This window comes from Flavobacterium sp. UBA4197 (genome assembly GCF_002379575.1).
In the GTDB taxonomy this organism is placed as follows: domain Bacteria; phylum Bacteroidota; class Bacteroidia; order Flavobacteriales; family Flavobacteriaceae; genus Flavobacterium; species Flavobacterium inviolabile.
In genome coordinates this window covers 101952-114005 of sequence record NZ_DFUB01000022.1, presented here as the reverse complement: position 1 = coordinate 114005, position 12054 = coordinate 101952, and the positions used below count along the sequence as shown (strand labels likewise).

Genomic DNA, 12054 nt, shown 5'->3' with positions numbered 1-12054 from the left:
CATACAGGTATAAGTGCTTTTTGAAACGAAACATTACCCAAACTAACAAAAACAATTATGAAAACACTACACAAAACCAAGGCAATGGCTATCGGAATAGCCTTGACTGCTCTAGGAATCACATCGCTGGTTTCCTGTAAAAAAGAAAAAGCAGAGGAAGCAAATGCCAAACTGGCTGCTATCGTTCCCGGTATTAAACCTCAGGAATTTCCAAGTAATTTAAACATTCCCGGTTTTAATTTCCCGGAAGATTCAACTGCAATTTACGGCTGGCTTAACAAAGCCGATACCGCCAGTATTGCCCGACATGCCTGGGGACTTTGGGCAGGAATTACCCAAAAATCCAATCAGGTTTATAACGGCGACAGCCTGATGGTTTTTGAAACCTGGATGGGTGTTAAAGAACTGGCTAAAATGGCTGCAGATGGTAACAAACAAGGCGGATGTGATCAGATCAAAAAACAGCGAACACCATTAAATGTTCCGAAACAGTTTGTACACGGAATGTTATTTGCCAATAAAAAGGCGGTAATTGACAGTACCAAATTTAAAGTTTTTGAAACGGTTGCCTACAATCCTGCAGCAGCTTGTTTTGCTACCGAAAATTTAATTTTCAATCAATCCGTATTGAACCAATACCAGGTGAAAGACGGTATTGGAAAAATACCGGATTTCCCGGCAGCTGCCATTACCACCAAGCCAACATACTATGCAGGAAAACCGGACAATAACGGCTTTATCAAAGTTCCTGTATGGCCCGGAACTCCCAATCCGGCAAAAGTTTACGGTTATAATGACTGGCAGACTTTTGTGTATGCCGACATCAACAACAAACAGTCCAATACCAACATAACACCGGTAACCACTGCCAATCCTACACCTGCACAAATTAAGGCGGCAAGCTGTAACCTGAGTGATTTCCTTTATATGAAAATCGACCAGAAAACAGCGGCATATCTTAATGAACATCAGAATAAAAAAGAAGATCAGTTTAAAGCCGGTGATTACGTATTGTTAATGGCCATGCACGTGGGCACCAAAGAGATCAGCAACTGGACCTGGCAGACGTATTTCTGGAGTTACAATCCGGAAACACCATTTGCTCCAAGTTCTACTTTCCTTGCCAAATTACGCCCAAAACAAATCAAAGGTGCAGCTGCCAATTATGCCGTTTCCACTTCTTACACGATGGTATGGCCTAACCAGCCGATAACCGGAGGAACGGACAAAGGCGCAAAACCGATGATCTCTTTCAACCCTTATCTTGAAGGCTCTTTCGGACCAGGTACGTTTAATATTCCGAACAATTATAACAAAACCTATCAGTATGGTGTTCAGACCAACTGTATGACCTGTCATGCTTTGGCTACCCAGATTGGTGTAGGTTATGCAACCGATCAGTATATCGACATGAAAGACATGAAGTTATTCAAAAATCAGGTACAACTTGATTTTGCCTGGTCTATTCAAAGTAATATTAACAAAACCAAATAGTTATGAGTCAGCACGAAAGCATTCATCATGGTTGCACCCATTGTTCCTGCAACAGCCCTATTCTTAAAACTTTAGAGCAGGATTTATTCAGCCCGTCACAAATTGCCAAACTTTCCGAAAACCGGGATCTGGCTATTGCCCCTGAATCGGAATCATTAGTAATTCACGGCGGTACGATCAGACCATTGATCAACGGAAAGATGGATACCGTAGAAGCTATCGGGATTCATGACGGAAAAGTGGTTGCTGTGGGCACTTTACAATCGGTAACAGACACGATGAATTCCAACGGAATCACTCATAAGACTAAAAAATTAAAAAAACAGCAGACTTTATTACCCGGTCTGATCGAACCCCATGTACATATAGTTCCTTCTGCCCTAACCGGAAGCTGGCTGGATCTGGGTCCTTATAAAGGTCAGGATCTGAGAAAGGTTTACGACAAAACCTGGCTGAGCAAGCAAATAAAAGCGTACATCAAAAAGCATCAGACCAAGCTTTCCATAGGCAGCTGGATTTTAGGATGCGGTGTGGATCCGGCATTAATGCCTTTTCAGAAAAGTGATGTTCCCGGCGGACTGAACCAGCTGATTACTTTCGACTGTGATTATCTGGACACCATTGTACGCGATTATCCGCTATTCATGACCAGTGCTTCGATGCATACGGCTTATGTGAACACCAAAGCGTTAAAGATTGTATATGAAAAAAATGAAGCGGCCTTAAAACCCACTTATCCTACTTTTGAAGATTATAAAGCCAAAACAAACGGGCAGCTTCAGGAAGAGGTGGGTATCGCACCGGCTTTAAAGAGCATACCGTCCTTTCAGATAGCCGAAGCCGCCTTATCGATCTTCCGCAACCTGAACGAGCAGTTCGAAACAGCTGTTTCAAGAGGTATTACATTTATGTATGATGCCGGTATGAATGCTTTGCAGAAAACAATACTGGAAACATACCTGACTTTCCATCAGCGAAAAGTACGGATCGGTGCTGCCCAGACGATCACTTCGAAAGAAATTGACAGTCTTGCGACTTATGTCCCGGTTCAAAACTATGAAGATGTTTATTACGGCAGTATCAAGATTATTTCCGATGGTTCCAATCAGGGATTAACCGGCTATCAGTCTGAAAAATATTGCTGTAATCCGGATAATAACTACGGTGCTTTCAACTTCCCGGAATCGGACCCGCATCCGAAGGAGTTACCGGACGACTACAGAACGCTGGTTAAAAGGGTTGTTTCCGAAAAAGAATGGCCGTTAATGATCCATGCCAACGGTGACGTCGCTGTTGCTTATGCGATTGAGGTTTACCGCGATGCCTTTAAGGATGCTTCCGATAAAAAGAAAGTCATTACCGACCGCATGCACCGTATTGAGCACTGCTCTATCCTTACGGACGACCAGATCAAGGACATGAAAGATTTGGGGATAGTTCCCAGCTTCCTGATTGGGCATGTCGGCTATTGGGGTTATGCTTTCCGTGAAGCCATTTTTGAAGATAAAGCCGAAAAACTGGATTTGTGTAAATCTGCCCTGAATGCCGGTTTAAGAATAACACTGCATACAGACCACAGTGTTAGTCCGCTTGGACCGCTGCGTTTAATGGAACAGTCCATTACCCGTATCATGGAAGGCTCTCCGGCTTCCTATCCGGATAATGTGTTAAATCCGAAAGAGCGCTTAACCGTTGAAGAGGCGTTATTAGCCGTTACTTATGATGCCGCTTGGCAATGTCATGCCGATAAATGGGTGGGGTCATTACAGGAAGGTTATTTCGCCGATTTTGTGATCCTGGAAGAAGATCCGTTGCTATTGAATATCGCTTATAAAAAGCTGCGCAACATTCCGGTACTGGAAACCTGGAAAGGCGGTACCAGTGTTTACAAAAAGACTAAAAAAGCCGCAATGGTCTTTTAGAAATCAAAACAAAAAAGCAGGAGTAATATCCTGCTTTTTTTATCGTAATACCAAGTCTTTGACGAGGTCTTTCCGCAATTCCTCGTTGATCATTGCGATAATCTTTTCTTTTCCGTAGCTCAGCTCTTCCCTAAGCACTGCCGAAGAAAGGGCAACATACAAGGTTGTTCCTTTTAAGACTATTTCTGTAGTATAGTTGTTTACACCGTTACCCATCAGGTTTTTCCAGGCATCCCTTACATCAATCTTATCCATCCCGGACTGCAAGCGGTTATCCTGAATGAACTGCTTTAAAACATCCCCTATCGGAGATTCTTCATTAAATCGTTTCGCCATGCTTATTTAATTGAAAATGAAGTCGCTTTTTTGTAATGGTATTCCATATCATGCTCATTCTTAAGAACCAGTTCCTCATCGGATATTTTTACCAGTTCTTCCTTCCATTTCGCATAAGCCGTAGTATACTTTAAATATACATGCTTATCTTCTTTTACAATAGCTACTTTTTCATCCAGTTCACTCACCAGGTAAGTCCCGTCAAGCTGCGGCATCACTTTTTTACGAAATCCCTTGTTGTTCTTTATCTCAAAATAATCAATAGTAGGATTAATTGAATATTCTTTACTGCTTCCGTCCGGCATGACCGCTTTCTCGATTTCCCAATAGCCGTTAATTTTGGCGATATCTGTATCTTCAATTTTTTGGTTACAAGCTGTAAAAACCAAACAAATCAGCAATGACGAAATTATTTTTTTCATGGCATAAACATTTTTACAAATTTACCTTTTAATATGGCAAAAACTAAATTTAGATGGAAAAAACAGTTCTGATTAAACTATTTAATATTTTTGGAGTCCTACAACAAACCCTCACCCGATGAAAAGAATTTTCCTTACTGTTTTTACGGCAATCAGCTTGATGAGCTGCAGTGCTGATAATGAAGTCGTTTCCGATACTACACCTGTTGTTCCGGTTACTCCGGGCGAAAGCATGTATTTCCCGCCTGTAACCTCCGGAAGCACCGTTTGGGAAACCAGGAGCCTGGCAGAGCTGGGCTGGAACAATAACGCCGTACAGCCGCTTTTGGATTATTTAAATCAAAAGCACAGCAAGTCGTTTATTATACTTGTAAACGGACGAATCGTGATGGAACAGTATTTCAACGGTCATACCGCTACGGCAAACTGGTATTGGGCAAGTGCCGGCAAAACCCTTACGGCAACAATGACCGGAATTGCACAACAGGAAGGTTTGCTGAACATCAACAATAAAGTATCCGATTATCTGAATACCGGGTGGACCAGCGCCCCATTGGTTAAAGAGAATTTAATTACCAACAGGCATCTGCTTACCATGACATCCGGACTGGACGATGCTGCCAATGGCGATTGTGTTACTCCCGATTGTTTAACCTATACTGCCGATGCCGGAACGCGATGGGCTTATGACAATGTGTATGTAAAATTGCAGGATGTGGTCGCTGCCGCTTCCCATACTTCTTTCAGCAGTTATTTCAATACCAGACTCCGGGATAAAATCGGGATGAACGGAATGTGGATCAACACCAGCGACGGACTGAGCGTTTACTGGAGCACTACCCGAAGCATGGCACGCTTTGGTTTACTGATGCTGAATAAAGGCAAGTGGAATACCGATCCGATTTTAAATGAAACCTATTTTAATGAGGCAACCAATACCTCACAAAACATCAATCTGGCTTATGGTTATTTGTGGTGGCTGAATGGAAAATCAAGCTATCATTTACCGCAAAGCCAGCTGCAGCTGCCGGGAAGTATTATTCCTTCCGCACCGGCAGATATGGTAATGGCACTGGGTAAAAACGATCAGAAAATATACATCATCCCTTCCAGGAAGATGGTTGTTATCCGGATGGGCGATGCCGCCGATGGCAGCAATATGGCCTTATCGGATTTTGACGAGGTATTATGGCAAAAAATAAAAGCGTTATATGAATAACGCTTTTATTTTCTATTGAAATATTTTATAATGGCTCCGATACATAATATAAAACTTAATAATCGTAGTCCTAAGAATATACCCGGCAACGGTTTTTCTATAAACGTTGCTGCCAGACCTAAAACACAGCCGGTAATAAACATTTTCAGCGGTGTTACTGCCTTAATGAAATCAAGAGCTTTTTTCATTGGTTCTTATTTGAAAAATGAGTCTACAAATTCAAATTTATTAAACACCTGTAAATCTTCAATTCCTTCACCAACACCAATATATTTTACAGGAATCTGGAACTGATCGGAGATACCGATAACCACCCCTCCTTTTGCCGTTCCGTCCAGTTTGGTAACGGCCAGGCAGGAAACCTCAGTAGCTGCCGTGAACTGTTTTGCCTGCTCGAAAGCATTTTGTCCGGTAGAACCGTCTAAAACCAGTAAAACATCGTGAGGAGCATCGTCCAGCACTTTTTGCATAACGCGTTTCACTTTGGTCAGCTCGTTCATTAATCCTACTTTATTGTGCAAACGACCAGCCGTATCAATAATAACCACATCGGCATTTTGTGAAACTGCCGATTGCAGCGTATCGAAAGCTACCGATGCCGGATCACTTCCCATTTGCTGTCTTACGATGGGCACCCCCACTCTGTCTGCCCAAACCTGTAACTGGTCAATTGCTGCTGCACGGAAGGTATCGGCAGCACCTAAAACCACCTTGTGTCCGGCTTTTTTAAACTGGTAGGCTAATTTCCCGATAGTCGTTGTTTTTCCAACACCGTTCACACCCACCACCATGATCACATAAGGTTTCTTGTTTGCCGGTATTTCAAATTCACTGGCTTCTCCCGAATTCGTTTCCGATAACAAACCGGCAATTTCTTCTCTAAGAATTCCGTTTAATTCATCTGTTCCTAAATACTTATCGCGGGAAACACGTTCTTCAATTCTTTCTATAATTTTCAGGGTCGTATTTACCCCGACATCCGAAGAAACCAGAATCTCTTCCAGATTATCCAAAACCTCATCATCTACTTTCGATTTTCCTGCTACCGCTTTGGTAAGCTTGGAAAAGAAAGATGTTTTTGTTTTTTCAAGCCCTTTATCTAAGGTCTCTTTTTTTTCTGATGAAAATATTTTTTTAAAAAAATTCATTTAACTAATGCAATTAAATTAGGTGTTCGGAAAGCAGCCTTGCGTTTTAGCAATTATCGCTTCTCATACAATTCTTACGACAAATATAAACATAAAAAAGCTACTTCCATATGAAAGTAGCTTTTCTATAAATTGTATATCGGAATTATTTCTTTTTTAAGAAATTATCCACATCCTCAGGAGACATTACTGACTCAACAAAAGTGTAAGCACCAGTTTTAGGTGATTTTACCATTTTGATAGCCTTAGTTAATCTTTTTGAAGCTGTTTGTAAAGTTGCTACGGTTTTCTTTGCCATGACTTACTATTATTTAATTTCTTTATGAACAGTTACTCTCTTCAAAATTGGATTGAACTTTTTAATCTCTAATCTGTCTGGAGTATTTTTTTTGTTTTTAGTACTAATGTATCTTGAAGTTCCAGGAACCCCAGAAGCTTTGTGTTCAGTACATTCTAAAATTACCTGAATTCTATTACCTTTCTTTGCCATCTTGATGTATATTATTAGGTGGGATTATTTTACAAATCCGTTAGCTTTAGCTTCTTTCAAAACCGCAGCGATACCATTTTTATTAATTGTTTTTAAAGCAGCAGTAGACACTCGTAAAGTAACCCATCTGTCTTCTTCAGGAATGTAGAAACGTTTCTTAACTAAGTTAACGCTAAATTTTCTTTTGGTTTTATTCATAGCGTGAGAAACATTGTTTCCTACCATCGCTCTTTTACCTGTAAGTTCACAAACTCTTGACATTATACTTATCTTTATATTCGTTATTCAAAATCAGGGTGCAAAGTAACAAAAAAGAAACCTATTACACAAACTATTTTGATTAGTTTTTTAAAATTTCTTTATAAATTTTTTCCAAAGCTTTATTCACCGCCCTGTCTACAACCTTTTCCCGCGGTTGCCCAAAGTTAAATTCTTCAGCATAAACACCTTCAGGAGTCGCTATTCCGATAAAAACCGTACCCACATTGGCATCCGATTCTCCCTTAGCCGGACCGGCATTTCCGGTTGTTGCAATGGCATAATCCACATTCAGAATTTTCTGAACTCTGACTGCCATTTCCAACGCGACTGCCTCACTAACCACGGAATGCTTTTCGATAACCTCCGAAGGTATTCCCAGCAGGTTTATTTTTGCTTCTGTTGCATAACTCACGATACCGCCTTTAAAATAGGCCGAAGAACCGGCAACCGATGTTAAGGTTGCAGCAACGCTTCCTCCGGTACAGCTTTCTGCCGTACCAATGGTCAGGTTCCGCTCTGTCAGCAGTTTTCCTAAAACAACTTCCAGTGTTTCCTCATCGTCATAACCGACAATGTCGTTTTTTATGATCAGTTCCAGTTTTTCAATCTGGCTCTTGATTTCCCGGTGCAGTAAAAATTCATCCAAACCGGAAGCCGACAGGCGAAGGCGTACACGTCCCGGACTGGGCAGGTATGCCAGTTTAATAAATTCCGGCAGATTGTCTTCCCAATGCTCGATCCGTTCCGCCAGAAGGCTTTCGCCCACACCATAGGTCAATATGGTTTTATGAACGATATACGGCCTTTTAAAACGCGTTATCAACCTCGGAATCACTTCGTTTTCCATCAGGTATTTCATCTCATAAGGCACTCCGGGAAGGGAAATAAAAACGGTTTCATTGCGTTCCATCCACGTACCGGGAGCCGTCCCTACTTTATTGAAAAGCACCGTGCTTTTAGACAGTACCAATGCCTGATCTTTATTGATCTGGGAAGCCGGCCTGTTAAACGCTCTTTCGATGATATCCACTACATGTGCGAGCACATTCTGGTCTACTACCAGTTCATCGCCAAAATATTCACAAAGCGTTTTTTTAGTAATATCGTCTTTTGTTGGCCCTAATCCTCCGGTGATGATTACGATATCCACGTTTTTTTCCAACTGGGAAAGGGTCTGCAGTATATGCTGCCTGTCATCGGAAACCGACTGCATTTCATGTACTTTAACGCCTATTTTCTCTAATGCTTTTGCAATAAAGGACGAATTGGTATCGACAACCTGTCCGATCAGGATCTCGTCTCCTATGGTAACAATACTGGCTTTCATTTTGTATCTGTAAATGTAAAAAGGCAAAAATTTCATATCGAAATTCCTGCCTTTTGTACCGGGCTACTGCCTATAAGTTATAATCTTTTCTAATTTCTTTTAAAGTATTATCAACATGCTCTTTAAGGCTTTTGAATACTTCTTTTATTTCTTTCTTTTTGCCTTGTGATTTTGTCCACTCCATAATCTGAAGGTTTTCGTCATAAGCCAGATCCATTCCCATCAGATCCAAAGTAGGTTTTATTTTATGAGCAGCACTGTATGTTTTCACAAAGTCCTTGTCCTCTATACCTTCTTTGATCAGTTTTACCTCGTTTGGGATTTCTTCTACGAACAGGTGAATGATTTGCTGAGCAAACTCGGCATCATTGTCTGAAATTTCGTAAACTTTAGATAAGTTATAATGTATTGCCATTATTTTACTTGTATTCTAAACATTTGTTTTCCTTCTATAAAGCCTTCCAGTACATCAGCTGCTTTTACTTTTGCAACTCCCGCAGGTGTTCCTGTAAAAAGCAGGTCACCTGTTTTCAGTGTAAAATATTGCGACGCATAAGCAATGAGTTCGTCAATTTTCCACAACATGTGACTGGTATTTCCTTTTTGTACTGTCTGGCCGTTACTGGTTAATTCAAATGTAATATTTTCCAGTGAATTAAATTCACTTTTTGGCAAAAAATCTCCGACAACCGCCGAACCGTCAAAAGCTTTGGCTTTTTCCCACGGCAATCCTTTTTCTTTCAGTTTTGCCTGCAGATCTCTTGCGGTAAAATCAATTCCCAGTCCGATTTCATTATAATATTTGTGCGCAAATTTGGCATCAATATATTTTCCCACCTTACTGATTTTTACGACAATTTCTACTTCATGGTGTACATCATCGCTAAATTCCGGGATAAAAAAAGGTGCCTGCTTCAACAAAATTGCCGTATCCGGTTTTAAGAAAATAACCGGTTCTGTTGGACGTTCGTTTTGTAATTCCGCTATATGTTCGGTATAATTTCTTCCGATACAGATGATTTTCATAACGCTAAGCCGGTTTTATTTAACTTAATTTATTGTTTAGTTTTCGCAGTTTTATTCCTGTCAGCACTTTTTTGGTGTACAACGGAAATTCTGCATTCTGGATCCAGCCAAAATAGCCCGGTTCTTTTTCCAGCACGTCTTCTACCAAAGCTCCTTTGTGTTTTCCGAACGTAAAGATTTCCTGTCCTTCCGGATTCAACGCTATAAATCCGGCAAAGTCAACCGATTTTTTTCGCGTTGTAAATTCAGACAGTGTTTTGATATCGTTTTCCAGTTCCGGATAGCGCTCCAATTGTGCTTTTAAGATTTCATAGGTTGCCAGGGTATCGGCTTCTGCACTATGGGCATTTTCAAGACTTCCGCCACAGTAAAATTTATAGGCAGCACTTAGCGTACGTTCTTCCATTTTATGGAAAATTGTCTGCACATCTACCGATACGCGGTTTTTCATATCAAAATCCACCTCAGCACGCAATAATTCTTCTGCCAAAAGCGGAATATCGAAACGATCCGAATTAAAACCGGCCAGGTCGGAGTCTTTAATCATGTTATATATTTGCGCTGAAAGCTGTTTAAACGTGGGTTCATTGGCAACTTTCTCATCAGAAATACCATGTATTGCTGTTGATTGCGGCGGAATTGGCATGCCCGGATTAACCAGCCATGTTTTCCCTTCTTTATTCCCGTTAGGATATACTTTGAATATCGAGATTTCTACTATTCGGTCTTTTGCCACATCAATTCCAGTCGTTTCAAGGTCAAAAAAACAAATAGGTCTGTTTAATTTAAGTTCCATTTTTATAATTTGAATAGCTACAAATATAACTGTTTTGCCGCTACACTAAAAGCATTATCACAAAAAAAGACCTGCTTGAAATAATTCCGGCAGGTCTCTTTTTTTTTAATCTTCATGACTACCGTCATCCGCCATTCGCACCAGCTTGGGTGTAAATTTAGCCACAACATCGATCAGCTCTTTTTGTGCTTCCATGACCACTGTGATATCTTTATATGCCATTGGCGCTTCGTCTCTTCCGGCTCCCACCAGGGTAACACCGTGTTCTTTCAGAACGGCACTCATATCGGCTTTAGTGATATTTTTCACGGCCTGTGTCCGGCTCATTTGACGCCCGGCTCCGTGTGAGGCAGAGTTAATGGCACTGGCCTCTCCTTTTCCTCTCACCAGGAATCCCGGTGCCGTCATCGATCCGGGAATGATTCCCATCACTCCTTTTGCTGCCGGCGTGGCTCCTTTTCGATGTACAATCACTTCTTCATTGTTCCAGATTTCTTTCCAGGCAAAATTATGATGGTTTTCCACCTTAGCCAATACCGTTGCTCCAACCGCTTTTTGCATTTTATCATGAATGACTTGATGGCAGGCCGAAGCATAATCACCAGCCAGATTCATCGCCAGCCAGTATTCTTGTCCTTCCTGTGAGTTCATATCCAGATAGGCTAAATTGGATGCTTCCTGCGGCAATTTACAGATTTGCTTTGCCAGCCGGGTGTAATGTCCCGCAATTGTCGCTCCCATTCCTCTTGAACCGGAATGCGTTAATAAGGCCACATAATTTCCTTTTTCAATATTCAGGATTTCGTCTTTTTCCGCAAATTCAATGATCCCGAATTCCACGAAGTGATTACCACCTCCGGAAGTTCCCAATTGGGACCAGGCTTTATCCTGCAAGTTTTTAATAAAAGGCGTCAGGCTGAATTCTTTTCTATCCAAAACGTCATGACTGGATTTATACCGGCCATGGTAACCGTGACCGGCACCAAACTTTGTATGAGCAATCAGTTCTCTTTTGTATTTTGCCTCATTTTCATAGAAATGGCTTTCCGGGATATCATAAACAGACAGCGCCATACGGCAACCGATATCGACACCCACACCATACGGAATAATAGCATTTTTTGTAGCCAGAACACCGCCAATAGGTAATCCGTACCCCTGATGAGCATCCGGCATTAAAGCTCCGGCAACCGTAACCGGCAGTTTCATGGCGATATGCATTTGCTTCCGGGCTCCTTCTTCTATATGCTGTTCGCCAAAAATATTATATTCTTTTGCCACTTCATTTAGCGGTATAAGTTCCTCTTTTGGCGTATTTGCTTCTTCAATGATCTTTGTTGCAAGATCTTCCAGAATCGGGTCATCCAGATAATTTTCCGGGTTTTCATTTACCTTTTGCAGCTGCATTAACAGCGCTTCTTTTCCAATGCTTTCCGAATTGGCAGCGGCTATTTTTAAGGCTATTCCTAAAACGGCATTTTGTTTATATCCTACCGAAATTAAATCGGTTCCTGTTATTTTTTCCATATTCTTTTGTTTTAACAGGGCAAAATTGCAACCCATCAACGCAATGGTATTGCGCAGTAAAACTTTTTTTTCAAAAAAAAAGCCTG

Annotated in this window: 15 protein-coding genes; 3 read left to right on the top strand and 12 right to left on the bottom strand. The window is 41.2% G+C overall.

The genetic code is table 11. The features are described 5' to 3' along the window. Positions 1 to 57: 57 nt before the first annotated feature. Entirely contained in the window at positions 58 to 1494 is a 1437-nt protein-coding gene (locus tag B3394_RS13030; RefSeq protein WP_273246824.1) for a hypothetical protein, read from the top strand. Positions 1495 to 1496: 2 nt separating this feature from the next. Then, a complete protein-coding gene (locus B3394_RS13025; RefSeq protein ID WP_286925127.1) occupies positions 1497 to 3416 on the top strand; it encodes an amidohydrolase in 1920 nt (639 codons plus the stop codon). Positions 3417 to 3455: 39 nt separating this feature from the next. Here B3394_RS13025 and B3394_RS13020 read toward each other — a convergent pair whose 3' ends face one another. Both B3394_RS13020 and B3394_RS13015 read right to left on the bottom strand, forming a co-directional pair. Further along, the gene (locus tag B3394_RS13020; RefSeq protein WP_286925125.1) at positions 3456 to 3752 is read right to left on the bottom strand and encodes a DUF721 domain-containing protein; all 297 of its coding nucleotides are present in this window, start codon (positions 3750 to 3752) and stop codon (positions 3456 to 3458) included. Positions 3753 to 3754: 2 nt separating this feature from the next. Then, entirely contained in the window at positions 3755 to 4174 is a 420-nt protein-coding gene (locus B3394_RS13015) for a lipocalin family protein (protein ID WP_177733051.1), read from the bottom strand. Between the two features lie 118 nt (positions 4175 to 4292). Here B3394_RS13015 and B3394_RS13010 point away from each other — a divergent pair, with 118 nt between their 5' ends. Beyond that, positions 4293 to 5393: a serine hydrolase domain-containing protein gene (locus tag B3394_RS13010; protein ID WP_286925116.1), complete on the top strand. Its 1101-nt coding sequence runs from the start codon at positions 4293 to 4295 to the stop codon at positions 5391 to 5393. 5 nt (positions 5394 to 5398) lie between these two features. Here the strand turns inward: B3394_RS13010 and B3394_RS13005 are convergent, their stop codons facing one another. The 10 genes from B3394_RS13005 to B3394_RS12960 form a co-directional block, all read right to left on the bottom strand. Beyond that, positions 5399 to 5581, bottom strand: coding sequence for a hypothetical protein (locus B3394_RS13005; protein ID WP_177733047.1), 183 nt, complete (start codon positions 5579 to 5581; stop codon positions 5399 to 5401). Between the two features lie 6 nt (positions 5582 to 5587). Next, positions 5588 to 6541, bottom strand: coding sequence for a signal recognition particle-docking protein FtsY (gene ftsY / locus B3394_RS13000; RefSeq protein ID WP_177733045.1), 954 nt, complete (start codon positions 6539 to 6541; stop codon positions 5588 to 5590). A gap of 145 nt (positions 6542 to 6686) precedes the next feature. Further along, positions 6687 to 6839, bottom strand: a complete 153-nt coding sequence (locus B3394_RS12995; protein ID WP_177733043.1) for a DUF4295 domain-containing protein — start codon at positions 6837 to 6839, stop codon at positions 6687 to 6689. Positions 6840 to 6848: 9 nt separating this feature from the next. Continuing rightward, a complete protein-coding gene (gene rpmG / locus B3394_RS12990) occupies positions 6849 to 7031 on the bottom strand; it encodes a 50S ribosomal protein L33 (protein ID WP_177733041.1) in 183 nt (60 codons plus the stop codon). A 24-nt stretch (positions 7032 to 7055) separates the two neighbouring features. Continuing rightward, a complete protein-coding gene (gene rpmB / locus B3394_RS12985; protein WP_177733039.1) occupies positions 7056 to 7292 on the bottom strand; it encodes a 50S ribosomal protein L28 in 237 nt (78 codons plus the stop codon). A 79-nt stretch (positions 7293 to 7371) separates the two neighbouring features. Continuing rightward, positions 7372 to 8619 (bottom strand): competence/damage-inducible protein A, encoded by a 1248-nt coding sequence (locus tag B3394_RS12980; RefSeq protein ID WP_286925072.1) that lies wholly within the window; start codon positions 8617 to 8619, stop codon positions 7372 to 7374. Between the two features lie 70 nt (positions 8620 to 8689). Then, positions 8690 to 9034: an Hpt domain-containing protein gene (locus B3394_RS12975; RefSeq protein WP_177733035.1), complete on the bottom strand. Its 345-nt coding sequence runs from the start codon at positions 9032 to 9034 to the stop codon at positions 8690 to 8692. Then, the gene (locus B3394_RS12970) at positions 9034 to 9645 is read right to left on the bottom strand and encodes a fumarylacetoacetate hydrolase family protein (protein ID WP_273246819.1); all 612 of its coding nucleotides are present in this window, start codon (positions 9643 to 9645) and stop codon (positions 9034 to 9036) included. The genes B3394_RS12975 and B3394_RS12970 overlap by 1 nt, the downstream gene beginning before the upstream one ends. A gap of 19 nt (positions 9646 to 9664) precedes the next feature. Beyond that, the gene (locus tag B3394_RS12965; protein ID WP_273246818.1) at positions 9665 to 10441 is read right to left on the bottom strand and encodes a 3'-5' exonuclease; all 777 of its coding nucleotides are present in this window, start codon (positions 10439 to 10441) and stop codon (positions 9665 to 9667) included. A gap of 105 nt (positions 10442 to 10546) precedes the next feature. Continuing rightward, positions 10547 to 11968: an RtcB family protein gene (locus tag B3394_RS12960; RefSeq protein ID WP_286925069.1), complete on the bottom strand. Its 1422-nt coding sequence runs from the start codon at positions 11966 to 11968 to the stop codon at positions 10547 to 10549. Positions 11969 to 12054 lie beyond the last annotated feature (86 nt).

Excerpts from the sequence above, each read along its gene's own strand:
- B3394_RS12975 (WP_177733035.1), bottom strand. The coding sequence starts at position 9,034 with ATGGCAATACATTATAACTTATCTAAAGTTTACGAAATTTCAGACAAT.
- B3394_RS13010 (WP_286925116.1), top strand. The coding sequence starts at position 4,293 with ATGAAAAGAATTTTCCTTACTGTTTTTACGGCAATCAGCTTGATGAGC.
- B3394_RS12980 (WP_286925072.1), bottom strand. The coding sequence starts at position 8,619 with ATGAAAGCCAGTATTGTTACCATAGGAGACGAGATCCTGATCGGACAG.
- B3394_RS12970 (WP_273246819.1), bottom strand. The coding sequence starts at position 9,645 with ATGAAAATCATCTGTATCGGAAGAAATTATACCGAACATATAGCGGAA.
- B3394_RS13005 (WP_177733047.1), bottom strand. The coding sequence starts at position 5,581 with ATGAAAAAAGCTCTTGATTTCATTAAGGCAGTAACACCGCTGAAAATG.
- B3394_RS13015 (WP_177733051.1), bottom strand. The coding sequence starts at position 4,174 with ATGAAAAAAATAATTTCGTCATTGCTGATTTGTTTGGTTTTTACAGCT.
- B3394_RS13020 (WP_286925125.1), bottom strand. The coding sequence starts at position 3,752 with ATGGCGAAACGATTTAATGAAGAATCTCCGATAGGGGATGTTTTAAAG.
- B3394_RS12960 (WP_286925069.1), bottom strand. The coding sequence starts at position 11,968 with ATGGAAAAAATAACAGGAACCGATTTAATTTCGGTAGGATATAAACAA.
- B3394_RS12995 (WP_177733043.1), bottom strand. The coding sequence starts at position 6,839 with ATGGCAAAGAAAACCGTAGCAACTTTACAAACAGCTTCAAAAAGATTA.
- ftsY (WP_177733045.1), bottom strand. The coding sequence starts at position 6,541 with ATGAATTTTTTTAAAAAAATATTTTCATCAGAAAAAAAAGAGACCTTA.
- B3394_RS13025 (WP_286925127.1), top strand. The coding sequence starts at position 1,497 with ATGAGTCAGCACGAAAGCATTCATCATGGTTGCACCCATTGTTCCTGC.
- rpmG (WP_177733041.1), bottom strand. The coding sequence starts at position 7,031 with ATGGCAAAGAAAGGTAATAGAATTCAGGTAATTTTAGAATGTACTGAA.
- B3394_RS13030 (WP_273246824.1), top strand. The coding sequence starts at position 58 with ATGAAAACACTACACAAAACCAAGGCAATGGCTATCGGAATAGCCTTG.
- rpmB (WP_177733039.1), bottom strand. The coding sequence starts at position 7,292 with ATGTCAAGAGTTTGTGAACTTACAGGTAAAAGAGCGATGGTAGGAAAC.
- B3394_RS12965 (WP_273246818.1), bottom strand. The coding sequence starts at position 10,441 with ATGGAACTTAAATTAAACAGACCTATTTGTTTTTTTGACCTTGAAACG.